The organism is Sporomusa termitida, from assembly GCF_007641255.1.
GTDB classification, from domain to species: domain Bacteria; phylum Bacillota; class Negativicutes; order Sporomusales; family Sporomusaceae; genus Sporomusa; species Sporomusa termitida.
Genome location: NZ_CP036259.1, coordinates 2,681,465 through 2,706,011, shown reverse-complemented (window position 1 = coordinate 2,706,011; position 24,547 = coordinate 2,681,465). Strand labels below are relative to the sequence as shown.

Annotated in this window: 21 protein-coding genes; 20 read left to right on the top strand and 1 reads right to left on the bottom strand. The window is 47.3% G+C overall.

The features are described from left to right. Positions 1–6 precede the first annotated feature (6 nt). The 10 genes from SPTER_RS12775 to SPTER_RS12730 all read left to right on the top strand — a co-directional run bounded on the left by SPTER_RS12775 (position 7) and on the right by SPTER_RS12730 (position 13,080). Positions 7–1,734 carry an ABC transporter ATP-binding protein gene (locus SPTER_RS12775; RefSeq protein ID WP_144350742.1) on the top strand — a complete coding sequence of 576 codons (1,728 nt, stop codon included), beginning with the start codon at positions 7–9 and terminating at the stop codon, positions 1,732–1,734. Next, on the top strand, positions 1,727–3,598 hold the full coding sequence (locus SPTER_RS12770; RefSeq protein WP_144350741.1) for an ABC transporter ATP-binding protein: 1,872 nt from the start codon (positions 1,727–1,729) through the stop codon (positions 3,596–3,598). Before SPTER_RS12775 ends, SPTER_RS12770 begins: the two co-directional genes overlap by 8 nt. A 362-nt stretch (positions 3,599–3,960) precedes the next feature. Then, positions 3,961–4,620 carry a TetR/AcrR family transcriptional regulator gene (locus SPTER_RS12765; RefSeq protein WP_144350740.1) on the top strand — a complete coding sequence of 220 codons (660 nt, stop codon included), beginning with the start codon at positions 3,961–3,963 and terminating at the stop codon, positions 4,618–4,620. A 162-nt stretch (positions 4,621–4,782) separates the two neighbouring features. Continuing rightward, positions 4,783–5,715 carry an ABC transporter permease gene (locus SPTER_RS12760; RefSeq protein WP_144350739.1) on the top strand — a complete coding sequence of 311 codons (933 nt, stop codon included), beginning with the start codon at positions 4,783–4,785 and terminating at the stop codon, positions 5,713–5,715. Between the two features lie 13 nt (positions 5,716–5,728). After that, positions 5,729–6,604: an ABC transporter permease gene (locus tag SPTER_RS12755; RefSeq protein WP_144350738.1), complete on the top strand. Its 876-nt coding sequence runs from the start codon at positions 5,729–5,731 to the stop codon at positions 6,602–6,604. Positions 6,605–6,616: 12 nt separating this feature from the next. Next, positions 6,617–7,588 (top strand): ABC transporter ATP-binding protein, encoded by a 972-nt coding sequence (locus SPTER_RS12750; protein ID WP_144350737.1) that lies wholly within the window; start codon positions 6,617–6,619, stop codon positions 7,586–7,588. 7 nt (positions 7,589–7,595) lie between these two features. Next, positions 7,596–8,546 (top strand): ABC transporter ATP-binding protein, encoded by a 951-nt coding sequence (locus SPTER_RS12745; protein WP_144350736.1) that lies wholly within the window; start codon positions 7,596–7,598, stop codon positions 8,544–8,546. 20 nt (positions 8,547–8,566) lie between these two features. Next, positions 8,567–10,117 carry an ABC transporter substrate-binding protein gene (locus SPTER_RS12740; protein WP_144350735.1) on the top strand — a complete coding sequence of 517 codons (1,551 nt, stop codon included), beginning with the start codon at positions 8,567–8,569 and terminating at the stop codon, positions 10,115–10,117. 22 nt (positions 10,118–10,139) lie between these two features. Beyond that, on the top strand, positions 10,140–11,045 hold the full coding sequence (locus SPTER_RS12735) for a DMT family transporter (RefSeq protein ID WP_144350734.1): 906 nt from the start codon (positions 10,140–10,142) through the stop codon (positions 11,043–11,045). Next, entirely contained in the window at positions 11,035–13,080 is a 2,046-nt protein-coding gene (locus SPTER_RS12730; protein ID WP_144350733.1) for a CocE/NonD family hydrolase, read from the top strand. The genes SPTER_RS12735 and SPTER_RS12730 overlap by 11 nt, the downstream gene beginning before the upstream one ends. 290 nt (positions 13,081–13,370) lie before the next feature. Here the strand turns inward: SPTER_RS12730 and SPTER_RS12725 are convergent, their stop codons facing one another. After that, complete coding sequence (locus tag SPTER_RS12725; RefSeq protein ID WP_144350283.1) at positions 13,371–15,101, bottom strand: IS1634 family transposase; 1,731 nt, start codon at positions 15,099–15,101, stop codon at positions 13,371–13,373. Positions 15,102–15,558: 457 nt separating this feature from the next. On the opposite strand from SPTER_RS12725, the gene SPTER_RS12720 reads away from it, so the two are divergent. From SPTER_RS12720 to SPTER_RS12675, 10 genes are all read left to right on the top strand, one after another. Next, a complete protein-coding gene (locus tag SPTER_RS12720) occupies positions 15,559–15,894 on the top strand; it encodes a cupin domain-containing protein (protein ID WP_144350732.1) in 336 nt (111 codons plus the stop codon). A 70-nt stretch (positions 15,895–15,964) separates the two neighbouring features. Then, on the top strand, positions 15,965–16,870 hold the full coding sequence (locus SPTER_RS12715) for a cyclase family protein (RefSeq protein ID WP_144350731.1): 906 nt from the start codon (positions 15,965–15,967) through the stop codon (positions 16,868–16,870). Positions 16,871–16,941: 71 nt separating this feature from the next. Then, on the top strand, positions 16,942–17,904 hold the full coding sequence (locus SPTER_RS12710; RefSeq protein WP_144350730.1) for a 3-hydroxyacyl-CoA dehydrogenase family protein: 963 nt from the start codon (positions 16,942–16,944) through the stop codon (positions 17,902–17,904). Positions 17,905–17,949: 45 nt separating this feature from the next. After that, on the top strand, positions 17,950–18,792 hold the full coding sequence (locus SPTER_RS12705; RefSeq protein WP_144350729.1) for a beta-keto acid cleavage family enzyme: 843 nt from the start codon (positions 17,950–17,952) through the stop codon (positions 18,790–18,792). 28 nt (positions 18,793–18,820) lie between these two features. After that, complete coding sequence (locus SPTER_RS12700; protein WP_144350728.1) at positions 18,821–19,600, top strand: SDR family NAD(P)-dependent oxidoreductase; 780 nt, start codon at positions 18,821–18,823, stop codon at positions 19,598–19,600. 108 nt (positions 19,601–19,708) lie between these two features. Further along, positions 19,709–20,899, top strand: coding sequence for a thiolase family protein (locus SPTER_RS12695; protein ID WP_144350727.1), 1,191 nt, complete (start codon positions 19,709–19,711; stop codon positions 20,897–20,899). A 63-nt stretch (positions 20,900–20,962) separates the two neighbouring features. Continuing rightward, positions 20,963–21,871: a phosphate acyltransferase gene (locus tag SPTER_RS12690; RefSeq protein WP_144350726.1), complete on the top strand. Its 909-nt coding sequence runs from the start codon at positions 20,963–20,965 to the stop codon at positions 21,869–21,871. Between the two features lie 60 nt (positions 21,872–21,931). Next, positions 21,932–23,011: a butyrate kinase gene (gene buk, locus SPTER_RS12685; RefSeq protein ID WP_211367272.1), complete on the top strand. Its 1,080-nt coding sequence runs from the start codon at positions 21,932–21,934 to the stop codon at positions 23,009–23,011. Between the two features lie 199 nt (positions 23,012–23,210). Continuing rightward, on the top strand, positions 23,211–23,858 hold the full coding sequence (locus SPTER_RS12680; protein WP_144350725.1) for a CoA transferase subunit A: 648 nt from the start codon (positions 23,211–23,213) through the stop codon (positions 23,856–23,858). A gap of 17 nt (positions 23,859–23,875) precedes the next feature. Then, entirely contained in the window at positions 23,876–24,523 is a 648-nt protein-coding gene (locus tag SPTER_RS12675) for a 3-oxoacid CoA-transferase subunit B (protein WP_144350724.1), read from the top strand. Positions 24,524–24,547 lie beyond the last annotated feature (24 nt).

Sequence of the window (24,547 nt, the reverse complement as noted above, 5' to 3'; positions counted from 1 at the left end):
ACCTTAATGGTTAAGCTGTTAAAATATTTGCAGGGCGCAACGGGTTATGCTGTCTTAGCGCCTTTAATGATGATTTTGGAAGTATCCATGGACTTAATGCAGCCTAAACTCATGGCCGATATCATCGATATCGGCATTATGCATCAGAATGCTGCCTACGTTTTTTCTACAGGGATGAAAATGATCCTGGCAGCACTTCTCGGCTTGATAGGCGGTGCGGCTTGTTCCGTATTTACCGCCATCGCTGCTATGCATATGGGAGAGAAATTGCGGCAGGCGCTGTTCGATAAAATACAGACCCTGGCCTTCCTGGAGATCGATCAATTTAAGACTTCGTCCCTGATTACGCGGCTGACCAATGACGTGTCGCAAGTCCAGAATATGGTCAGTATGGTGCTGAAAACTGCTTTTAGGGCACCTCTTTTATGTTTGGGCGGAATGATTATGGTTATTGGTTTAAGTCCCAGACTGTCCATTGTTTTTTTAGTGGCAGTGCCGGTGATTTTGATCGCCGTTGTCATCATTCTTAAAAAGTCGTTTCCTCTGTTTACAGCCGTACAGGAAAAGATAGACCGGATGAATACGGTTATGCGGGAAGGGATATTAGGGATCCGGGTCATTAAAGCCTTTACCATCGAAGCACGGCAAGCGGCCAGATTTGATGAAGCAAATGAGCATCTCATGCAGGCAGGCATCAAAGCACAGCACATGAACATGATCCTTGGGCCGGTGGTCATGCTGGTTATGAATATAAGCATCATCGCCGTGCTGTGGTTTGGCGGCAATATGGTCCACCAGAGTACCCTGCCAATCGGGAAAATCGTGGCCTTTGTGAATTATCTCGTGCAAATTATGCACGCTCTGATCATGGTGGTGATGCTTGTTTTAAACTTTTCGCGGGCCAAAGCTTCTGCGGACAGAGTCAATGATGTATTGGACGCGGCGCCGTCGATTCAGGATCAGGATTGTTCGCTTGCAATGAACGGCTTTGACATCGAATTCAAAAATGTTGCTTTTCAATACAATGAACACAGCGAAACTGTATTGAACGATCTGTCATTCAGGATCGAAGAGGGTGAGAAGATTGGGATTATTGGCGCTACCGGTTCCGGAAAAAGCTCCCTGGTCAGTTTGATTCCCAGGCTTTATGAGGCCACAGCAGGACAAGTGCTGGTCGGCGGCCTGGATGTCAAAAAGATAAAATTAAAGGAGCTGAGAGAAAACATCGGCGTGATATTGCAGGACAGTATTCTGTTTTCGGGAACGATTGAAGAAAATCTAAAGTTTGGCAGTTATCCGGCGGATTGGAAAGCTGTGGAGGAAGCAGCCCGTGCTGCTCAGGCCCATGATTTTATTCTGGAAAAGGAAAATGCTTATCAAAGCCTTGTGGAGCAAAGAGGAAAAAATTTTTCCGGCGGGCAAAAGCAGCGTATTTCGATTGCCCGAACTTTACTCAGAAAGCCTAAAATTCTGATCATGGATGATGCTACCAGCGCTCTGGATATGGCAACTGAGGCAAAATTACAAAACACGCTGCAGCAGAGAATGGCCAAGAGCACGATACTCATGATCGCCCAGAGAATTTCCGGCGTTAGGGACGCCGATAAGATTATCGTACTGGAAAACGGCAAAATAGCCGCTATAGGCACCCATCAGGAATTATTGGCAAAAAGTGAGATATATCGCAGCATCGCAGTTTCACAATTGGGCGAGGAGATGCTTGCAAATGGTTGATGGAAGAGTGGCGCCCGTGGTGAGACCTGGAGAGTCGCGGGGAAATCCGCTGGGCAGGTTCAATAAGCGGCCTGAAAAGCTTAAAAACGCCAAGGACACGATGCAGCGGTTACTGGCGTATTTAGGCGGTAAAAAGAAGCTGATCATCCTGACCTTTCTGCTGTGTTTCGTCACAACGATCATCAGCATTATCGGCACCCGGCTGAATGGATACGCCGTCGATCAGTTTATCGAAACCCGAGATATGCCCGGGCTGCTTAAGCTTTGTATTATTTTAGCGGCCATCTATTGCGTGAGCGTTGTTTCAACCTATTGGCAGAACCGGTTGATGGTGGACATCGCCCAGCGGACTTCCGCGAATATCAGAAGAGATTTATATCGCAATATCCAAAAACTTCCTTTGCAGTATTTTGACACCCATTCCAGCGGGGATTTAATGAGCAGGCTTACTAATGATGTCGATAATATTAATATGACTTTAGCGCAAAATATCATCCAGCTTTTTTCCGGTACTGTAAACATTGTCGGCATGCTTGCGGCCATGCTGCTTTTAAGTCCGGTGCTCACCCTCGTCGGATTAACAACCATACCGCTGACGTTTTTGCTGACCAAGCTGATTATTAAGCAAACCCAACCGTTTTTTATCAAGCAGCAACAGGAGCTGGGCAATTTAAACGGATATATCGAAGAAAGAATATCGGGGCAAAAGCTGATTATCCTCTGCGGTTGGGAAGAACAGGCGAAGGAAGATTTTGCAAACATTAATAAAAGACTGACGAAAAGTGCCATTTTTGCCCAGGCTTTTTCCGGAATTATGGGTCCTGTCAATAACGCCGTTAATAACCTTACGTATTTCATGATTACTGTCAGTGGGGCGTATATGATATTTTCCGGCAGCAATATCACTGTAGGCGTGATCTTTACTTTTATCCTGTATATGAGAAACTTTACCCGCCCGCTCAATGAGACGCTGAATATCTTCAACACCATCCAATCGGCCTTGGCCGGGGCGGAAAGGGTATTTGAAGTGATGGATGCACCGAAGGAGAAAGATGCCGAGCAAGCAAAAGAAGTTTCCCGTTTAAATGGCGAAATCATGCTGCGACAGGTCAATTTTTCTTATACCAAGGAGCAGAGAATACTTAAAAATGTAAGCTTAAAAGCCCATAAAGGACAGACAATTGCGATCGTAGGACCCACAGGCTCCGGGAAAACAACCATGATCAATTTGCTAAACAAGTTCTATGATATTGACAGCGGCGAGATCCTCATTGATGGCGAGAATATCGACAATATGAAAAGAAGCAGCTTAAGAAGAGCCATTGCCATGGTTTTGCAGGATACTTATCTTTTCTCGGAGAGCGTCCGCGAGAATATTCGGTATGGACGCTTAACCGCGACCGATATAGAAGTTGAACAGGCTGCAAGGCTAGCCAATGCGCATCGCTTCATCAAACAGTTGCCGCAGGGCTATGATACGGTCCTGACCGACAACGGCGGCAACCTGTCGCAGGGGCAGCGGCAGTTGTTGGCCCTGGCGCGGGCAGTATTGGCGCAAGCGTCTATTCTTATTTTGGATGAGGCGACTTCATCCGTAGATACCCGGACGGAAGCCGCGATTCAAAAGGCAATGCTGAACCTGATGCAAGGAAAGACCGCCTTTGTTATCGCCCATAGATTAAGCACCATAAGAAATGCCGATGCAATCCTGGCCGTAAAAGACGGGCAAATCATTGAGCGGGGAACACACCAGGAATTGATGGCAAAGGGAAATTTTTATGCCGGACTTTATAACAGCCAGTTTAGGGGGCTGCAGATGGAAATAGCTGAGCAGAAAAACATCGGCGCAGTTGCCGATCTGTAAGGAGATCAGTAAATGTATATTAAACCATAAAGAAACGAAAGGTACACCCCGCTAAGCGAGGTGTACCTTTGGGCTGCCGCCCTTTTTAGGAGCTCGTTTCCTCTTTCAAGTCCTGTAGTTCTTTGTTTTGATAGGGAATTCATTGCTAGGCAGTCTGGACACCACAAAATCTGCCGTATCCCCTTTGGCTGTTACGATTTAAGTGTAGATTTAAGCATCAGCTTTGGGAAATAGTTCTTGACATCTGTAATAATAATAATTTATAATTTGTATCATTACAAGTAATCGCGATTACATCATGATTACTCTGCTGTATTATATAGGTGAATAGATAATTTATTACCATCTTAAGGAGATGATTTATGACTAATCAAGAAATCAAGAAACAATACATTCAAACAGCATTTGAGATTACCGGGCAAGAGGGAGAAAAAAGTGTCAGCATAAGACGTTTAGCAAAAGAAATTGGCTGTAATTCAGCTATTTTATATCGATGTTTTCAAGATATGGACGAGCTTTTTTTATATGTAGGATTTAAGTTTCTGAAAGATTATCTTCACGATGTGGCGAGCTTGCTTGATCAATCGTATGATAGCATAGAATTATATTTTAAAACCTGGGAATGTTTTATAGAACATTCATTCCAAAACCCTACTATATTTAATGGCTTATTTTTTGGTAAATATCCGGCTAAGATCGATTATATCAGCAAGGACTATTATTCCATGTTTCCCGAGGAAGTTGTGCAGTTCAATGATGAACTTAAACCAATTTTTGTCAGCGGGACATTAGCCGGTAGAAATTATATGATGCTGCAGCGATGTGTTGCGGAAAAAATTATTGACGATAAAGATACGGCACTTTTAAGCAATTTAATTGTGCAGATGTATAAGGGATATCTTAAAGACTTCCTGGATCGACGAAAGATTTTTGACAATCCTCAAGACCGTGAAGATATGAAAAACGAGCTATTAGGATCATATAGAACGATTGTAAACAGATTTTTGGCAGGTAATTTTTAGACAAGGCCTAATTATTTTAATAGGGCAGGCATGACAAAGGCGTCGTATGTATTTAGGTACATAGGGCGCTTTTGTTATATCTACGAAGAGACTGTGGGCGAACGGCCTGATACATTGCTTAGTATAATCGCCATACTGTATTACAACTGAGGGGGGAGAATAATGGGAAAATATGTTCTCAAAAGGATTTTTATGTTAATTCCTACGATACTGGTAATTGTTTTTATCGTATTTGCCATCATGGATATGACACCTAGCGATCCTGCATCTTTAATTTTAGGGACGAAGGCGTCGGAAGCAGCCAAACTTGACTTAAACAAACAACTGGGAATGGACCGGCCGTTTATTGTACGTTATGGAGATTATGTCATTCAGGCCGCACAGAGCGAACTGGGAACATCATGGCGGAACGGCCGTCCTGTATATGATGAGATTATAACAAGATTTCCCTCTACAATTAAATTAGCGGTAGCCGCTATCGTGCTGGCAATGTTAATCGGTATTCCCCTCGGCGTTTTATCAGCAGTAAAGCAATATAGCATATTTGATATGATCGGCACAACCGCGGCAATGTTCATGGCGGCTGTCCCCAGTTTTTGGTTTGGATTGATAGCAATTTTAATCTTTGCTTTAAAACTTCATGTACTGCCATCCAACGGTGATGATTCATGGCTACATTTCATCCTGCCGTCCATCACCTTAGCAATCCCGGAAACTGCGGGCATGCTTAGATTAACGCGGACTACGATGCTGGAAACGATTCGTCAGGACTATATCCGTACGGCCAGAGCCAAAGGCCAGACCGAATGGAAAGTAATATTCAGACATGCACTGCCGAACGCCCTGCTGCCGGTTATTACTTCCGCCGGCATGGCATTTGGCGGTCTTTTGGGCGGTGTTGTTACGATTGAAACAGTATTTGCTATTAATGGCGTTGGTTCTTTGATATTAACAGGCATACAGATGAAAGATATACCGGTGGTTACAGGCTGTGCTGTGGTGCTGGCCCTGTTATTTATGTTGGTTATGTTGTTTGTTGATATTATGTATGCCTATATTGACCCGAGAATCCGGGCCAGATATAGCAGCAAGTAAGGGGGGAGAAAACATGACTGGTAATACTACGGCGATGTTTAAGAAAAAAAGCCGGATTGGCGAAAACATCAGCCGCATGCGAAAAAATAAAATTGCCATGGTTGGTTTTGTTATTTTTCTGGCCATTGCTTTTTGTACTCTGTTTGCTGATTTGATTGTGCCCTACCACAAAGCGATAGATCAGGATATTGTTCATCGCATCCAGGGGATCAGTACGCAGCATTGGTTTGGCACGGACTTATACGGCAGAGATATGTTCGCCCGTGTCGTTCATGCTACCAGGAACTCTTTGGGACTGGCGATTGTAGCGGTTGCCGCCGGCATGACAATCGGCGGATTGCTTGGCTCCTGTGCCGGATATTATGGCGGTAAAGTGGATGCTGTCATCATGAGGATTATGGATACGCTTATGTGTATCCCGTTTATGCTGCTGGCGCTGGCAATTGTTGCTGCTTTAGGGGCCGGTCTGGTAAATGTTTTAATCGCCCTGGTAGTCTCCATGATTCCGTCCTATACCAGAATCATCCGGTCGGCAATCCTGACAGTAGTCTATCAGGATTTTATTGAAGCTGCCCGTGCCTGTGGCACAAGCGATACATTTATTATTTTGAAACATATCATTCCCATGGCGATTGGTCCTGTCATTGTTCAATCGACGATGTCGGTCGGTACGATGATTATCTGGGCAGCTTCGATGAGTTTTTTGGGCATGGGCGTGCAGCCGCCGGCTCCGGAATGGGGCGCCATGCTTTCAGAAGGTAAGAATTACATGCTTGTGGCACCGCACCTGGTTGTCATTCCCGGTCTGGCTATTGTACTGACCGCATTATCGTTAAATTTGATGGGGGATGGTCTCAGGGACGTACTAGATCCTAGACTGAAAGATTAGGGGGAATTGAGTGTGGCCGCTAAACTCCTGGAAATTAAAGATTTACATATAGGATATTTTACGGAGAAGGAAAATGTTAAAGCCGTTAACGGCATCAGCTTTGACTTAAACCAAGAAGAGACAATCGGCCTGGTGGGCGAGACCGGTGCCGGCAAAACCACGACGGCCCTGGGAATCATGCAGTTGCTGCCCGAACGGACCGGTAAAATCACCGGCGGCAGCATTCTGTTGAAGGGAGAAAATTTACTGGGAATTTCTAAAAATGACATGAGACTAAACCGGGGTTCAAAAATTTCAATGATTTTTCAGGACCCGATGACTTCATTGAACCCTACGATGACGGTTGGGCAGCAAATCCGCGAGTCTTTGGATATTCATAATAAAGGACAAAAAAAAGCAGAACTTGAGAAACGGGTCGATAAATTGCTGGAACTAGTTGGCATTCCGGCTGGGAGAAAATATGATTACCCGCACCAATTTTCCGGCGGCATGAAACAAAGGGTTGTTATTTCCATTGCTTTGGCCTGCGAGCCTGAGCTGCTTATCGCGGACGAGCCTACAACCGCTTTGGATGTGACCATACAGGCCCAGGTGCTGGCGTTGATGGAATCCCTTAAAAAAGAACTGAAAACATCCATCATTATTATTACGCATGATTTAGGGGTCGTTGCCGAAATCTGTGATAAGGTCGCCATTATGTATGCCGGCGAAATCGTGGAACAAGGAACGGCCGGGGATATTTTCGCGGGGAAAAGCCACCACCCCTATACGATTGGCCTGTTTGCATCAATCCCGGATCTTACCAAGGATACAAAACGCTTACAACCAATTGAAGGCTTAATGCCTGACGCAGCCAATTTACCTGCAGGCTGTAAATTCCATCCCCGTTGTAAATGCAGTATGGAAAAATGTAAGACCGAAGCCCCTTACCGGTATGAACAGGATGGACATGTTATCGCATGCCATCTGCTGAAGCAGGAGTGATGACAGGATGGATACTATCTTGCTGAAAACAGTTAACCTGAAAAAGCATTTCAAAGTTAGTGAAGGTACGCTTCATGCTGTTGATGGCATTAATTTGCAAATAGCAAAAGGTCATACCCTGGGGATTGTGGGCGAATCGGGGTGCGGGAAATCAACGCTGGGCAGAACGGTTCTGCAGCTTGTAAAACCCACAGCGGGCGAAATATGGTTTAATGGCCAACAAATCAGCCACTGTTCGCACCAGGAGTGGGTTGCTTTACGCAAGGATATGCAGATTATTTTTCAGGACCCATTTTCCAGCTTAAACCCCCGGATGTCGGTGTATGAACTGATCGCCGAACCGTTAATCAGCAACCATATTTATAAAAACAATGCTGATTTATCGCAACGGATTTTTGCTTTAATGGTAACGGTTGGCTTGGCAGAACGGTTTGTTAATATGTATCCCCATGAGATGGACGGCGGGCGGCGTCAGCGCATCGGCATTGCCAGAGCCCTGGCCTTAAACCCTCAATTTATCGTGTGCGACGAACCCGTATCCGCTTTGGATGTATCGATTCAGGCCCAAATTCTGAATTTATTGATGGACCTGCAGGAGGATCTGGGGCTGACCTATATGTTTATTACGCATGATTTATCGGTTGTGAAGCATATTTCCACGGAAGTTGCCGTGCTGTATCTGGGACAGTGTGTGGAAAGAGCCCCGGTGCGGGAATTGTTTAAACATCCGCTGCATCCTTATACCCAAGCCTTACTTGCCGCAATTCCGGTTCCCAGTCTCAGCGTGAAAAGAGATAGGGCAATTATCAAGGGGGAGGTATCAAATCCGGTCAATCCCCAACCCGGCTGCCGGTTTGCCGCAAGATGCCCGCAAGTAAGCGCAGCGTGTACCGGCAGGGATACTGAACTAAAAGATCAGGGCAATGACCACTATGTGGCATGCTTTTTATATAGATAACGGTTAGGAGGAGAGATTTTATGAAAAAATTAGCAGGGGTATTGGTGTTGGTTGTTGTGGCGGCGTTATATTTAACCGGTTGTGGCAGTAAAAGTGAGGAGGTTGCCGACAAAAATAAGGAAGTCGTCATCGGGATTCCCAGTATTACAGAAAGCTTTAATTTTTACAATACGCAAAACGGCTATGAAAGCTATAGTATGGCCCAGGTCTATGATTCATTAGTTGCCAAAGATGCCAAAGGTAAAATTATACCCTCGCTGGCGGAAGCATATGACGTGACCGAGGATGGATTGCAGTATACGTTTCATTTGCGTAAAGGTGTCAAATTTAGTAACGGTACGGAGTTAAAAGCTGCTGATGTTGTATTTTCCATGCATGAAGCTTTGCAATCTGCGTATACCTCGTTTGCGTATAAACCCCTGATTGCCTCTTGTGAAGGCACTGATGACTACACGGTTGTGATGAAGCTGAAAAAGAGTAACCTGGGTTTTCTGGATTATTTATCAAATATTAATTATTTTGCGGTGTTGAGTGAAAAAGCGGTCACGGAAGCCGGCGGGTCTTATGGTACTTCGCCTGATAAGATTGTCGGCACCGGTGCTTACAAAGTAAAAGATTGGAAACCGGGTTCTCATGTAGTGTATGAAGCCAATGACAATTATTTCTTAGGCCAGCCAGCCATAAAAAATGTCCGTTTGAAAGCAATTGCGGATTCCAATACGGCGGTAATTGCTTTGCAAACCGGGGAAATTATGGCGTATTTTGACAGTATTCCCGGGGTTTCCTACAATACCATCAAAAATTCCGGCGTTTTGAATGTAGTGGATTATGCAACTACAACTTATTTTGAAGTGATTATGAATTGCCAGAATGGTATCTTTGCCGACCCTAACCTGAGAAAAGCAGTCGCTTTGGCAGTTGACAGGCAGAACATGTTGTCGGTCGGGGTTGAAGGTCACGGTAAATTAAGCGATTATCCCGGCAACCGGGACGGCTACACCGCCGGTGACCCGGAACTGAAAAACGTATGGTATAAGACCGATGTGGCAGCAGGGAAACAGTTGGTGGCAGCAGCAGGCCTGACCGGAAAAACGGTAACGATCAAAACGTATTCGTCCGCTCCGTATCCGCAGTTGGCGACTGTTTTGCAGAGTGCGCTGACAAGTATCGGCCTGCAGGCTGATGTATTGCAAATGGACAGAAGCGCTTTTATTGATGAGGCCCTGACCAAGGGGGATTTTGAAATCGGTATTTGCCGCTGGGCAGCAGGTACGAAAGATATGGACGAATTATGGACCGGTTCCCTGGCAACCGCCAGTATCGGCATTACCGGCAACTGGTCCTGGTATAGCAATCCGGCGATGGATGATTTACTTTTAAAGGCAGCCGGCGAAACGGATGTTGAAGCGAGAAAATCTATGTATAAACAGGCCATTGCTATTTTCTTACAGGATATACCGCAGATTCCGTTGTATTATCCGAACGGCAGCCGCGCTTACAGCAAACAGCTTACCATTGACAGCGGCTTAGCGGAATACGATAAAATTTACAATTACTCATGGGCCAAGTAACAGGATAAAGAAAGGACGATGTATGTCCAAAATGAAAAATACCCTCTGGGGACATATGGCCGCCATTTTCTGTATCCTGGTGTGGGGAAGTACAATGGTGTCTACCAAAATGTTGTTGCAAAGTTTTTCACCTACCGAAATATTGTTTTTTAGATTTGCTATCGGCTATGTGGTATTGTGGATGTTATATCCCAAGCAGATGAAGGTGAACGGAGAACGGCACGAACTCGGCTTTTTCCTTTGCGGGGTTACCGGGGTAACTTTGTATTTTCTGCTGCAGCATATTGCCCTCTTGTACACCTATTCGGCCAATATAAGTGTTATCGTAGCGTTAGCTCCGATGTTTACCGCGCTGCTGGCTCATAAATTTATTAAAGAAGAATCAATGGGTAAGAGTGCATGGGATGATTTTTTTATCGCTATGGTCGGTGTGGCGATGGTCTGTTTCGGTAACGGTCAAGGATTGAAAATAAATTTACTGGGTGACGGATTGACAATAGTTGCTGCGTTTTTATGGGGGATATATTCGATCATTATGCAGCAGCTGAATCAATCCGGTTATCCCGTGCTGGGAAGTACCAGAAGGGTATTTTTTTATGGGCTTATCAGCATGATCCCGATCTTACTGTTTACCGGCACCGAAATACATTTCACAGCTTTATTGGAATTGGCTAATTTGCTTAACATTCTATATATTGGGGTGGTCGCCTCGGCTGTTTGTTATCTAACCTGGAATACTGTTTTTTCTCTTTTGGGCGTTGTTAAAACCAATATGTATCTTTATGCATTGCCGCTAGTTACAACAATCATGGCTAAGATGGTATTAAACGAACCCATTACAATGATCTCCTCGATAGGTATTGTTTTAACAATTGTTGGGTTATGTTTAGCAGAAAGGAAAGGGGAAAAGAAGCTGTATGAGTGTTAACTGCCCGGAAAAAAGCTTGGTTACAGACTTTCCGTATCCATTTTGTACGGTAGAAAATAGCTGGATTGAAATGCCGGATGGGGCAAGACTGGCGGCCCGTATGTGGCTGCCGGCAGTTGCCGCGGGAGCGAAAGTGCCGGCAATTATGGAATATATCCCCTACCGTAAAACGGATGGAACCAGGATGCGGGATGAGCCGATGCATGGCTATTTTGCCGGCAACGGCTATGCCGTTGTCCGGGTGGATATGAGAGGTTCCGGCGAATCCGACGGTTTGCTGCAAGACGAATATTTACAGCAGGAACAGGACGATGCAGTGGCCGCGATTGCCTGGATCAGCCGACAGCCGTGGTGCGACGGCAATGTAGGCATGATGGGTAAATCCTGGGGCGGGTTTAACTCACTGCAGGTTGCGGCGAGACGGCCGCCGGCCCTTAAAGCCGTCATTACCGTGGGCTTTACGGACGACAGATATAATCAGGACATCCATTATAAAGGCGGCTGCCTGCTGAATGATAACTTTTGGTGGGGCGCCATTATGCTGGCCTATCAGTGCCGTCCCCTAGACCCGCATATTGTTGGTGATTCCTGGCGCAACCGGTGGCTGGAAAGACTGGCAGCAATGCCCTTCTGGGCTGAGTTATGGCTGAAGCACCCCACCAGAGACGCCTACTGGCGGCATGGCTCGGTGTGTGAGGATTATGCCGCAATTCAGGTCCCGGTGCTGGCCATTGACGGCTGGGCCGATGCTTATACGAATACCGTATTAAGCTTAATGCAGGGCTTGCATGTTCCCCGCAAAGGAATAATCGGACCCTGGGCGCATGTATATGCCCATGACGGCCTGCCGGCACCGGCTATGGGGTTTTTGCAGGAAGCTGTGAAATGGTGGGATCACTGGCTAAAAGGCATTGCCAATGATGCAATGGCCGGGCCGATGGTTCAGGTATGGATGGAGGGCTGCATGCGTCCGGCAGCCAAACAGCCGGTCAGTGAAGGCCACTGGGTGGGTCTGGAAGGATGGCCTTCGGCCTCGATAACGGAACAACCATTCTTTATGACCTATGGCAAGCTTTTACCTGCTGCATCTGACCGCCCGGAGGTTGTAAAGCTAAAGACCCCGCAAAATCATGGTTTACTGGCTGGTGAATGGATGGGGGCCGGGGTATTGGGTGAAAGTCCGTGCGACCAGCGCATTGATGACGGCATGGCGCTGGTATTTGAAACCGCTGTATTGGACAAGCCATTGGAAATATTGGGGTATCCAAGCTTTGCGGTCGAACTTGCCAGTGATAAGCCTAAGGCGATGCTGTTTGCGCAGATTTCCGATGTCTGGCCGGACGGAGCTGTGACCAGGGTTGCTTACGGTGTGATGAACCTTACGCATTTAGCGGGACATGATAAGGTTGTCCTGTTGGAACCCGGCAAAACCGTTAAAGCCTTTGTTGGTTTGGATTGTTGTGCCCATACCTTTCCGGCGGGACACAGAGTCAGATTATCGTTAGCCACTACCTTTTGGCCCATGTTCTGGAATATGCCTGAAGCTGCGGAACTTAGTTTACAGCTTGATACAGCTAAATTGATCTTGCCAAGGTTTGCCGGCGCAGTAAGCAGCGGCCCCAATATGCAGCCCGAATCAGCCCCGCTGACGCCGGTAACCGTTTTATCGCCAGGGCGGGTGGAGCGTTCCCTCTATTATGATATTTTGACTGATACATGGACTTGCATTACGAATGGCGTCGGCGGTGTATTTGGCGAGGGGGTATACCGCTTCGATGATATCGATGTTACGGTTGAGCATAACCTGAAACGGGAATTAACCCTTGCCAATCAGGATCCGCTGTCGGCTAAATATACCCTGTATCAAAAAATGAGAATAGGCCGTGACGGCTGGTGGATTGATACTGATATCGTTACCACCCAGACAGCGGACAAAGATTATTTTTACCTGGAATATGAAATGATAGCGCAAGAAAACGAAAAGGAGGTCTTTCACAAAAAAGTTAATAAAAAGCTCGAAAGAATCGGTCTGTAGTGTTATTGTAATGGGCATATTCAAGCTTATTAAAAGCAGAGGAAGTTTCGCATTTGCGTGCTGCTAAGGGCCGGCGGTAAGACCGGGATCAATATAATTAATCAGGGGCTGTTGTTACTGACCTGACACAATCCTGGCTTTGAAAAATGCTTGACAGATGAAAAATTTTCCTGTATTATTCATTTAAGGATAATAACCCATCTTTGACAGTTGGGAGATAAAAATAGTCTGAAACGCCTTGTATATAAGGCGTTTCAGACTATTTTAAGAAGCAAAAAAATGCGTACCTTTTATTGTTTTTTTGTAGACTTAAAAATTTTTTTCATTTGCTTTGTACCTACAATCTCATAATCGGTACGGAAGCCAAAAGTCTCATGTAGAGCATCGGTAAAATCGGTTCTGGTATAAGTGGGAACATACCCTTCTCCAGGAACGCAATAAAAATTCATGGTCCGTAGCTGGCTAATGATTTCGGTGCTTGTAAAATTTTCTTTTACCCTTTTTTCCAGATATCTGTAGATTGTTAGTGCTAAAAAACAGGTTGTAAAATGTGCTTTAATCCGGTCATCCCGGCTAAGATATACCGGTCTTGCCCTGAAATCGGATTTTAACAGGCGAAAACATTCTTCTATTTCCCAACGCTTGTGATTGATCTTAGTAATAGCAGGAGCATCCTCTTCGAGATTTGTGCAGACGGCATAGAAGCCATCATAAGCTTCTTCGTTTGCGATGATTTCCTGATCGATAGTGTAGAATTCATTTTTGGCAATTTCACCTTCAGTTGTCACATTTGTCCTTGAGATAAAACGCTTACAATCAGTCTGGCGGTGTTTTTTTAATGAGGAAGGATTTGATTCAAGCAGTTTACAGGCGCGTTCTATCTGCCGGCTTCGGATACATCGCTGGTAGTTTTGGTATTTGAAAGAGAAAGTAACGATGAGCTTCTGCTCTAAACCGTCTTCTTTTATCCAGCGCTCCTTGTAGAAGGTGGCGTTCTGATAGTTTTCTTTGGCCTCTTCGGACTGAGCTATTTGGGAAATATCAAACGCTCCCCTTACCTGAGGCAGAGACCAGCCCTCTGTAGCTAAAGCCCACTGCTTGAGATGTTTTTTCAGCTTTCTCACAGACTGAGTGGTAATAAAGGCACGGTCTTTCTTGTCATTGAATTTGCGATTATCGATGGAAGAGAGTCCGGCATCCGTACAAACAATAAATTTAGCCAGAGAGAAATCCGTAAGAATCTTTTTTTCTAACGGCTGTAGGGTAAGTTGTTCATTAGTGTTGCCGCTGTGAATGCAAAAAGCAAGGGGAATGCCATCCCCATCCATAAACAGTCCCATTTCCACAATCGGATTGGGCCTGTTTTCTTTGGAAGGGCCATACTGTTTATCGCCACTTTCCTGCTCAATTTCAAAAAAATAGTTGGTACAGTCGTAGTAAAGAATTGTATCATTGCGTTTTGAGACAGCCAGGCTATTTTTGTAAAGCTCAGCTTGAATAAAATCGGATTCTTTGGCAATGACTTCAAGAGCACGGTAAACATGCTGGATTTCAAAATCAGGCTGTTCCAGAAGCGTCTTGGAAAGCTGGCAGGTATTGAGCTTAGAGGCAGGAAATAGAATTCTGCCATAAACCAGCCTTGAGAGAATCGAATCAAGGGGAAACGAAAATTTATAGCGTTCAGAAATAGAGCGGCAAATATGATGAAGGTTTAAGTCATGGTACAACTGTTGGAGAAAAAGATAGCCACCATTGAAGGATACCTGGTCCCCTTTAGGGATAAGCTTGGACTGGGATCGCTTTATAAAGATATGTCCAGCTGCTTCTTTTTCCTTTTTAGTTAATTTATCAATATACGCTTTTGCCCACACATAAGGATCCTGCCCATTGAGCTTTTCCCGGAGTTCTTTTTCCGTGCCAAGCTTTTCAACGGTAATGGTCTTTTCTTTTTTATCAACATAAACTGTTTTTGTGACATAAAGGGAGGCGGAATTTTTGGAACGTGATACTTTCAATCGCATAAGCAGACCCCCAAACTACTTATATTATACCACATCACGCTATATCACGCAATATATAAGTGGGGATTTTGACAAAAAAATAAGCCTAAATCAAGGCTTCCAGCGTTTTTGGTATTATTCAACTGTCAAAAACCCGAAAAAAATAGTTGAACAAAATAAGAAATGTAAGTATAATAAATTAAGAATATTAATTATATTGTGTTGATGAGTAGCTTGAATATGATACCGGAGTAAAATTCCGGTATAAAGTAGTTAAGCCTAGCTCTTATAGAAAAGCAACGTGTATTCGTTGCCTTCTAGGGGCTAGGTTTTTTTATTTGCTCATATCAGGTTCTCAGGCAGGTAGAGGAGGGGATGCAATACTGCTTTAGTGCGGTGCCGGGAAGCGCGGCGTAATGCGGCCGTTCTGGCTTCCAGGCCTAATTGACAAACAGCCAATAACAGGGAGGTACAAATAATGATCTTTGTGAAAGCCAGTGAGGGAAGTTGTTATGATGCCAAAAATCACTTTAATATGTGGGGAATCCGTAAGCTCGGGTCACCGGAAGGAACCAAAAATGTAACCATGTCAATCTCCGAGTTCCTTCCCAACGGCGGGGCTACTATGTCTGCTGCCGACAAGGAGCGGATTTATTACATTCTGAGGGGCTCCATCATTGTCAGGGATGGACAGGGAACCGAGTATATCATGCATGAGAACGATGCGATCTATATTGGGCCTGGCGAAAGCCGGGAGATGGCTGCTAATGGCAATGTAGCCGCCAGGGTTTTGGTGACAGTAGTAAACTGTTAGGTTTGAAGCGGAGGGTTCCGACACTGGCTCTCTGTTAACAGCACTGTATAACAACAAGGAGGAATTTATTATGGCTTATATGCCGCTGGATAAATCCAAATTATTTTTGGATGATTCTAAAATGACTAAAATTTATGATCTTTCCCTGCCTTGGGGTGTGGATACCCCTTTGTGGCCTTTCCCCGGCCCCCGTCAAGACTTGCTTTTTCCGCGTGGCCAATATCTGGGCCGTTTTCATAAGCGGACAATGACCTACACGGGCACACTTCACGCCGGCACCCACATGGACGCCCCCAACCATGTCCTGCACGAAGAAGAGGTGGACCGTGCGGCTAATGGCTACACGCTTGCTGAAATACCTCTTTGCCGCTGCATTGGTACAGGTATCATCATTGATATGCGTTATTTAAAAGACGAATTTGAAGCGAAATGGAATGCTGCCGGCGGCGACCCTGCCAAGATGGGCGGCGACATTTGGCACGAGATCAAACCGGCCGAAGTGGAGGCTGCCTGCAAAAAGGACGGACTTGAGATTCGGGAAAATGACTGGGTTATCATCAACACGGGCTTTCATCACTACTGGCGGGTGAATAACGACAAGTACTACAATTATTACCCCGGCTCCGGCCCGGACCTTGCTAAGTGGCTTATTCACGAGAAACATATTAAGGGTATTTCCGGCACCTGGGGTGCTACTGACGCCCCGCTCTGGCATCACCCCTTAAAGGAGCAGATGCCCTGGCTGGATGCTGCTTACCGTGCCGCTACCGGTGAGGACCCCGCGGTGGCGTTCCCCGACTATGAGCCCTGCCACCGTCTATACATGCAGCATGGCGTGTGCACCGTGGAAAATGGCGGCGGCGATATCGACGAATGCACCGGCAAAAGAATGATTATTGCCGCTTTCCCCTTCCGTTGTGAAATGGCCGACGGTGGTTTTGTCCGTTTGGTCGCATGGGAAGAAGGCTCGTTTTAGCTGAGTTCTTGCGTAGCTGAATTTCATTAGGAGTCACTAGTAACTACATTTTGGATATAGGAGTTAAGAGCATGCGAAAAATAGAAGACATTAAAAAGATTGCGGTTTTGGGAGCGGGAACCATGGGGCCGGGTATTGCGCAAAGCTTTGCCACTGGCGGCTATAAAGTCTGCATGTATACCCGATCCGACGGTACACTGGAAAAAGCCCGTTCCATTCTGCATTCAAGTCTCAAGACCTTTGCGCAGGAAGGCATGATTAAGGCCGCTGAGATTGAGACGATATTCAACCGGGTTAGTTTTTGCAGCACGCTAGAAGAAGCGGTGGCTGGAAGCGACTTCGTCATGGAGACGATTGTTGAAAATCGCGATGCAAAAGCAGAACTGTACACGCTCCTGGATGAAATTCTCCCGGAGGATGTGTACATCGCGTCTAATACCTCGTTTCTGAACATTTTTGAGATTATGCCTGAGCGGCGGCTGCCTTACACCATTATTGCCCACTGGTATGCACCGCCGCAACTCATTCCGCTGGTCGAGGTAGTCAGAAATGATAAAACCCACTCTGAGGCCGTAGCCGTGGCCATGGCCATGTTGAATAAAAGCGGCAAAACGCCGGTGCATATGAAGAAATTTGTTCCCGGCTACATTGTAAACCGGATGCAGATGATCTTAAACCAAGAGGTATTCTATCTGCTTGACAACGACTACTGCACTGCCGAGGATATTGATATGGCAGTTAAGGCCAGCTTTATTCCCCGGGCCATGGTCGTCGGTCTGGTGCAGCGCTTTGATTTCACCGGTCTGGACATGAGCGCCAATAATTTCAAGAACAAGAGTTATGTCATGCCTGAGCAGAACTATCATCCCAAGGCGTTGTTTGAACGCGTTGACAAGGGGGAATACGGGGTTAAGGCAGGCAAAGGTTTCTATGATTACAGCGGCCGCACAACGGAAGAGGTTCTGGCCAAGCGGGATAAGCAGCTGTTTGAAGTGTTTAAAGTTGCCAAAAAGCTTATGGAAGATCCTGTGTAAGTAAGTCCTTTCATTATTTTATATAAAAGGTAAAGGTGATGAACTATGAAGAAAAAACTGATTATAACCGCCGCTCTTTGCGGTGCAGGCACAACCAAGGCGCAGACACCGCATGTTCCGATTACACCGGAGGAAATTGCCGCCGACGTAGTAGCTTGTGCCAAAGCCGGCGCTGCTGTCGCTCATCTGCATGTGCGTGATGAAAACGGTAAGAACACCATGGCAACCGAGAAGTTCGTAGAGGTGGTAGGCAAGGTACGCAAGGCGATTGCTGATGCGGGGCTCGATATTGTACTGAACCTCACAACCTCCGGCAGCGCTTTTCCCGACGAGTTACGCATGGCTCACCTTGGGGTTTTGCAGCCGGAGATGTGTTCTTACGACCCTGGTTCCATGAACTGGGCCAATAGTTTCGTCTTTCTCAACACGCCGGCTTTCCTGGAAAAGCTGGGGACTAAGTGCCAGGAACTGCAAGTTAAACCTGAAATCGAGATTTTCGATGCGGGCATGATTGGCAATGTCGAGTACTACATCAAAAAAGGCTTCCTGAAAGCACCGCTTCATTACCAATTCGTGCTGGACGTACCTGGCGGCATGCCCGGCAACATTGAATCTCTTGCTTATCTGCTGCCCAAGCTGCCGCAGGGATCGACCTGGTCGATCACCGGTATCGGCAGGAGCCATGTGCCGATGATGCTGGCCGGGCTTGCTGCCGGCTGCGACGGATTGCGGGTTGGCCTTGAGGATAACATCTTTATGGAGAAAGGTGTTCATGCAACCAATGCCCAGCTTGTTGCGCGGGCTGTTGAATTTGGTAAAGTGTCCGGCCGGGCGATTGCCTCGGCTGCGGAAGCACGTGAGATACTTGGCCTGATAAAACATCAATAAATTGGCTAAAACGGGGGAGTGAATTGGAATGGAAAATATATTCTCACTTGAGGGCAAAAATGCAGTAGTGGTAGGCGGGGCCGGCGGCATTGGCCAGGCAATAGCCCAGGGGCTTGCAGAAGCCGGCGCCAAAGTTGCCATCGCCAGCAGAAGCATGGATTCTCTCCAAAGAGCAGCGCAGGAAATAAAAGCGGCGTGTGGCCTTGCTGTAAAATATTATACTGTTGATGCTGCGGTCGAGGCGAGCGTGGAGGCCTTGGTAACCGAAGCAGTAAGGGATTTCGGCAAAGTAGACATTCTTGTGAATGCCCAGGGCTTCAACAAGAAGTTCAATGCCGAAGATTTCCCCATGGACGCTTTTCAGAAAATGTTTGATGTGAATGTAATCGGTGTCATGATGTGTTGCAAGCATTTCGGCAAACATATGATCCAAAATGGTTATGGCAAAATAGTCAACTTATCCTCGGTACGGGGCAGGATTGCAACCAAAGGTCCAGGCAACGCCGGTTATTGTGGCACCAAGGGTGCTGTGGACATGATTACCCGCCAATTAGCGTCTGAGTTCGGCCAGTACAACATAACCGTAAACGCCATTGGCCCGACGATTACCGAAACGCCGATGATGACCGATGTTCTCAACAGCCGCGGACCAAAAGCCAGACAGGATATTGCCGACGGCCTGCCCATGAAAAGAATGGCTCTGCCCTCAGATTGTATCGGACCTGCCGTTTTTCTGTGTTCGGATGCTTCCGGCTTTGTTACCGGCAATATCATTTATCCGGATGGCGGTCTGACGGCCATTGGGTAATAGTTAGAAATCCTGGCAGCAAATGTGAGGATGACCGCCGCCCGATAAGTCGGCGGTCATCTTGCAAGGAACAATAAATGGCTATTGTCAATTAATGGGGGAAATAAAATGCAGGAAGTTGTTATTGTGAGTGCCGTTAGGACGGCTGTAGGCAAAATGGGCGGGACGCTAAAAGACCTGCAACCGGATATTTTAGGAAAAATCGTAATTGAGGCAGCAGTCAATAACGCACAGATTGAACCGGCTGCTATTGATGAAGTAATTTTTGGCCATGTAAAACAAAGTGCTGATGTGCCAAATGTTGCCAGAGTAGCGGCCTTAAGAGCCGGCATACCTATAGATGTCCCTGCCTATACGGTAATGAGGCAGTGCGCCTCCGGGTTACAGGCTGTGAACAACGCCGCCCAGGCTATCCTGTGCGGCCTGGCCGATATTGTTGTTGCCGGCGGGGTGGAAAGCATGAGCAATGCTCCTTACTACCTGCGTAATGCGCGGTATGGCTTTGGTTCGGGCAATGCTGTTGTTTATGATTCTAATATCGAAAGTCAAATCCGCGCGCAGCCCATGGAAGTGTACGGTCAGCTGAATATGGGGTTAACGGCAGAGAACCTGGCGGAGAAATATGGAATTAGCCGGGAAGAACAGGATATCTTTGCCCTGGCAAGTCAGGAAAAGGCGGCCAGAGCTATTGCGGAAGGCAAGTTCCGGGAAGAGATTATTCCTGTTACAGTTTTGAGAAAGAAAGCGGATCCCCTTGTTTTTGACACCGACGAGTTTCCGCGCAAAACATCGCTGGAACAGTTAGCCAAACTATCACCCGCTTTCAAGGCCGGAGGAACGGTTACCGCCGGCAACTCTTCCGGCCGTAATGATGGTGCCTCCTGCCTGGTGCTGATGTCGGCTAAAGAAGCGCAGCGGCAGAATCTCCGGCCGCTTGCCATTCTGCGCAGTCAGGCCGCGGTCGGTGCTCCGCCGGAGATTATGGGCATTGGTCCGGTTGCCGCCACCAGAAAAGCGTTGAAACTGGCAGGCTTACATCTCGGCGACATTGGCCTGATTGAACTCAATGAAGCCTTTGCTGCGCAAAGTATTGCCGTCATTAAAGAACTGAATTTAAACACAGATATACTGAACGTCAATGGCGGCGCTATTGCCCTGGGCCATGCCCTCGGCAGCTCCGGGACCAGAATTATGGCGACTCTGATTTATGAAATGAAAAGGCGGAACGTGAAATACGGGCTGGCGACGCTGTGCATAGGCGGGGGAATGGGCGTGGCCGATGTTATCGAATTGGTGTAATGCCTAACCGGCCTTGGTTGTAGCCAGCGGGTTGAGTATTGAAGCAAAGGCGGGATGGAAGGTATGATCTACCGGAATTTTGACCAGCTCATGGAGCTGGTTCGCTCTAACCAGAAGAAAAAAAGAACGGTTGCTGTCGTGGCTGCCCAGGACAGTCATACCCTGGAAGCGGTCAGTCTGGCTGTTAAAGCGGAAATCGTAAATCCTGTGCTGATCGGGCATAAAGAACAGATCAAAGGGCATCTGGCAATACTGGATGAGAATCCTTCCGATTACACTGTCATCCATACAGAGACTGCAGAAGAAGCAGCCTATACAGCTGCCGGCTTGGTGCAAACCGGCCAGGCCGACTTTCTGATGAAAGGCCTGATCCAGACCAGCAGCCTCATGCGGGTATTGCTTAGCGACAAAGCCGGGTTTCGGACCGGCAGCCTGATCTCCCATCTGGGTTTTGTCCAAATCCCCAATTACCATAAACTTATGGGGATTACCGATGTGGCTCTTAATATATATCCTGATTTGAATCAGAAAAAGGCCATCCTGGAAAATGCCGTAGCCACGATGAGCCGTATGGGCTTTGATACGCCTAATGTAGCTGTTTTGGCGGCCAGCGAGGACATAAACCCTAAAATACCGGAGACTGTTGACGCTGCCGAGCTGAAAAGGCTGAATCAGGCAGGCAGCCTGTCCGGTTGCATAGTGGAGGGACCGGTTTCTTATGATTTGGCAATCAGCAAAGAGGCGGCAGAAATTAAAGGCATTGACAGCAAGGTATGCGGCGATGCTGATTTGTTGGTGCTGCCCAACCTCGCGGCCGGCAATATCCTGTATAAAGCCTTGCGTTATTCGGCCGGGGCCAGGACGGCCGGGATGGTTATCGGCGGCAAAGTGCCGATTGTGCTGACCTCACGGGCTGCCGAAGTGGATGGTAAATTTTTGCCGCTGGTTTTGGCTGCTTCGGCCACTTACTAATTGCAGCGGCGCCTGTAAGCATAAATAGGGAATAAACACTGTCAGAGGTGCAGCAAATTTATGATGGAAAAAATCTATAAGATATTGTCGATTAATCCTGGTTCCACATCCACCAAGATTGCGGTATATGAGAATGAAACCGAACTTTTTCATAAAACGGTTTTACATGATGCGGCTCAATTAGCTTCGTATGAGTCAATGGTTGATCAGCTGCAAATGCGTAAAGAGGCCATTCTGAATTGCTTGCAGGAGGCTGATTTTTCCTTAACAGAGCTTGCGGCCGTAGCCGGCCGCGGTGGGAAACTTCCGCCCTTACAGCAGGGCGCTTATAAAATTGATAAAGCAATGGTCGATTTTCTCACATTCCGGCCTATTGACGACCATGCCTCGAATCTGGGCGCTATCCTTGCCTACGAACTGGCCGGTTCTACCGGTATCCCGTCTTATATTTATGATGCGGTAGTGGTCGATGAACTGGAGGAGATTGCCAGGCTGACGGGCGTGCCGGAGCTTACCCGCAAAGCCTCCTGCCATGTGTTGAATATGCGGGCTGTTGCTTTGAAAATGGCAAAAAAACTGAACAAGGATTTCCGGGACGTAAACTTTATCGTCTCCCATATGGGCGGCGGCATAACCGCGACCGTAATCAGCGGGGGCAGAATGATTGATGTTCTTACTGATGAAGAAGGGCCATTTTCACCGGAACGGGCCGGCCGGGTGCCTTGCCGGCAATTGGTGGACCTCTGCTTTTCCGGCCAGCATAACAGGGCGTCGGCTACCAAGCGGATGCGCGGCCAGGGCGGGCTGGTTGCCTATCTGGGAACGAATAACGCGCTGGAAGTGGAAGCAAAGATCAATAACGGCGACAAATACGCAGAATTAATATATCAGGGTATGGCGTACCAGGCTGCCAAAGGCATTGGCGAATTGGCGCCGGTAGTTAAAGGCAAGGTTGACTGCATCATCCTGACCGGAGCACTGGCCTATTCCCCGCTGATTACCGGCTGGATTACCGCCAGGGTAGCCTTTATTGCCCCCGTGGAAATTGTCGCCGGCGAAAACGAACTGGAAGCGCTGGCCTATGGTGTATTGCGCGTGTTAAGAGGCGAAGAACAAGCACATTTATTCGTTGCTCCATAACCGCAATAGGCTCTTGCCACCTGCCGGCGCAAAGCGGTCAATGTTTATTAGAAATAAGTTTTTTAATCTATGAAAACCCAGGCAAGGACAGTCAACCTGGTTAAAAGTGTGAATGTGGGTTCGATTATGCTGGCATAGGCCGCCGTAGTGATATAAACAGCATATACTTTGGGATTGTAAAAGCATGGAGGATGATTAAATGGCAAAACTCACGACTGTTGAACAGGCCCTGGCGCACCTTGAGCATGGAAGTGTTATCATGATTGGCGGATTTTTGGGGTGCGGAACACCGGAGGCATTGATAGATGCCATGGTTGACAAGGGCTGCAGGGAACTTACCATCATCGCCAATGACAGCGGGTTCCCAACCAAGGGGATAGGCAAGCTGATCGTTGCGAAACAGGTAAAGAAGCTCATCGCTTCTCATATTGGCACCAATGCGGAAACAGGCCGGCAAATGCAGGCCAATGAGCTGGCGGTGGAATTAGTGCCGCAAGGCACGCTGATTGAAAGAATCCGTTGTGGCGGGGCCGGGCTGGGGGGGATACTTACTCCGACCGGCGTGGGCACGGTGGTTGCGGAAGGAAAAGAAATTATTAACGTGGATGGGCAGAACTTCCTGTTGGAGAAGCCCTTAACAGCGGAAATCGCATTACTCAACGCCCATAAAGCGGATGAGAACGGTAATCTTGTATTCCGCAGATCGGCCCGCAATTTTAATCCGGTAATCGGTACTGCGGCCAAAACGGTAATTGCACAAGTACAAGAGATCGTACCTGTTGGCGCGTTAGATCCGGATGAGGTCATGCTGCCGGGCATTTTCGTAGACTTTATTGTAAAGAGTTAACAGGAGGGAAGTATATTTTGGATAATAGAACTTTGATTGCCAAACGGGTCGCCCAGGAATTTAAAGACGGGGACATCGTAAATCTTGGCATTGGCATTCCCACACTGGCCGCAAACTATATCCCCGCCAATATCCAGGTTACGCTGCATTCGGAAAACGGCTTCGTCGGCTTAGGACCGGGAAATGATTGGCCGGATCCCGATATAACGAATGCCGGCGGCCAGCCGGCGTCCATATTAGCCGGCGGCGCGACTTTCGACAGCGCCCTGTCATTTGCAATTATCCGCGGCGGTCATTTGCAGGCTACCGTACTGGGCGCCCTGGAAGTAGACCAGGAAGGAAATTTGGCTAACTGGATGGTCCCTAACAAGCTGGTTCCCGGTATGGGGGGAGCCATGGACCTTGTTGTCGGCGCCCGGCGGGTGATCGTGGCCATGGAGCATGTGGGCAAAGGCGGCAATCCCAAAATATTAAAAAAATGCACTCTGCCGCTTACTGCCTGCCAGGAAGTGGATTTAGTCATAACCGATTATTGTGTTTTTGAGGTTACCAAACAGGGCTTGGTATTGACAGAGCTGGCGCCCGGCGTTGACCTGGAAACGGTTAAAAGCGCTACGGCGGCAGATTTTGTGGTCGCTGCCGATGTTAAAGAGATGGCGGTTTAAGATAATGGCCAGGCGGAACCGATA

Coding starts and splice junctions, on each gene's coding strand:
- SPTER_RS12775 (WP_144350742.1), top strand. CDS start 7: ATGGTTAAGCTGTTAAAATATTTGCAGGGCGCAACGGGTTATGCTGTC.
- SPTER_RS12770 (WP_144350741.1), top strand. CDS start 1,727: ATGGTTGATGGAAGAGTGGCGCCCGTGGTGAGACCTGGAGAGTCGCGG.
- SPTER_RS12765 (WP_144350740.1), top strand. CDS start 3,961: ATGACTAATCAAGAAATCAAGAAACAATACATTCAAACAGCATTTGAG.
- SPTER_RS12760 (WP_144350739.1), top strand. CDS start 4,783: ATGGGAAAATATGTTCTCAAAAGGATTTTTATGTTAATTCCTACGATA.
- SPTER_RS12755 (WP_144350738.1), top strand. CDS start 5,729: ATGACTGGTAATACTACGGCGATGTTTAAGAAAAAAAGCCGGATTGGC.
- SPTER_RS12745 (WP_144350736.1), top strand. CDS start 7,596: ATGGATACTATCTTGCTGAAAACAGTTAACCTGAAAAAGCATTTCAAA.
- SPTER_RS12740 (WP_144350735.1), top strand. CDS start 8,567: ATGAAAAAATTAGCAGGGGTATTGGTGTTGGTTGTTGTGGCGGCGTTA.
- SPTER_RS12735 (WP_144350734.1), top strand. CDS start 10,140: ATGTCCAAAATGAAAAATACCCTCTGGGGACATATGGCCGCCATTTTC.
- SPTER_RS12730 (WP_144350733.1), top strand. CDS start 11,035: ATGAGTGTTAACTGCCCGGAAAAAAGCTTGGTTACAGACTTTCCGTAT.
- SPTER_RS12725 (WP_144350283.1), bottom strand. CDS start 15,101: ATGCGATTGAAAGTATCACGTTCCAAAAATTCCGCCTCCCTTTATGTC.
- SPTER_RS12720 (WP_144350732.1), top strand. CDS start 15,559: ATGATCTTTGTGAAAGCCAGTGAGGGAAGTTGTTATGATGCCAAAAAT.
- SPTER_RS12715 (WP_144350731.1), top strand. CDS start 15,965: ATGGCTTATATGCCGCTGGATAAATCCAAATTATTTTTGGATGATTCT.
- SPTER_RS12710 (WP_144350730.1), top strand. CDS start 16,942: ATGCGAAAAATAGAAGACATTAAAAAGATTGCGGTTTTGGGAGCGGGA.
- SPTER_RS12705 (WP_144350729.1), top strand. CDS start 17,950: ATGAAGAAAAAACTGATTATAACCGCCGCTCTTTGCGGTGCAGGCACA.
- SPTER_RS12700 (WP_144350728.1), top strand. CDS start 18,821: ATGGAAAATATATTCTCACTTGAGGGCAAAAATGCAGTAGTGGTAGGC.
- SPTER_RS12695 (WP_144350727.1), top strand. CDS start 19,709: ATGCAGGAAGTTGTTATTGTGAGTGCCGTTAGGACGGCTGTAGGCAAA.
- SPTER_RS12690 (WP_144350726.1), top strand. CDS start 20,963: ATGATCTACCGGAATTTTGACCAGCTCATGGAGCTGGTTCGCTCTAAC.
- buk (WP_211367272.1), top strand. CDS start 21,932: ATGATGGAAAAAATCTATAAGATATTGTCGATTAATCCTGGTTCCACA.
- SPTER_RS12680 (WP_144350725.1), top strand. CDS start 23,211: ATGGCAAAACTCACGACTGTTGAACAGGCCCTGGCGCACCTTGAGCAT.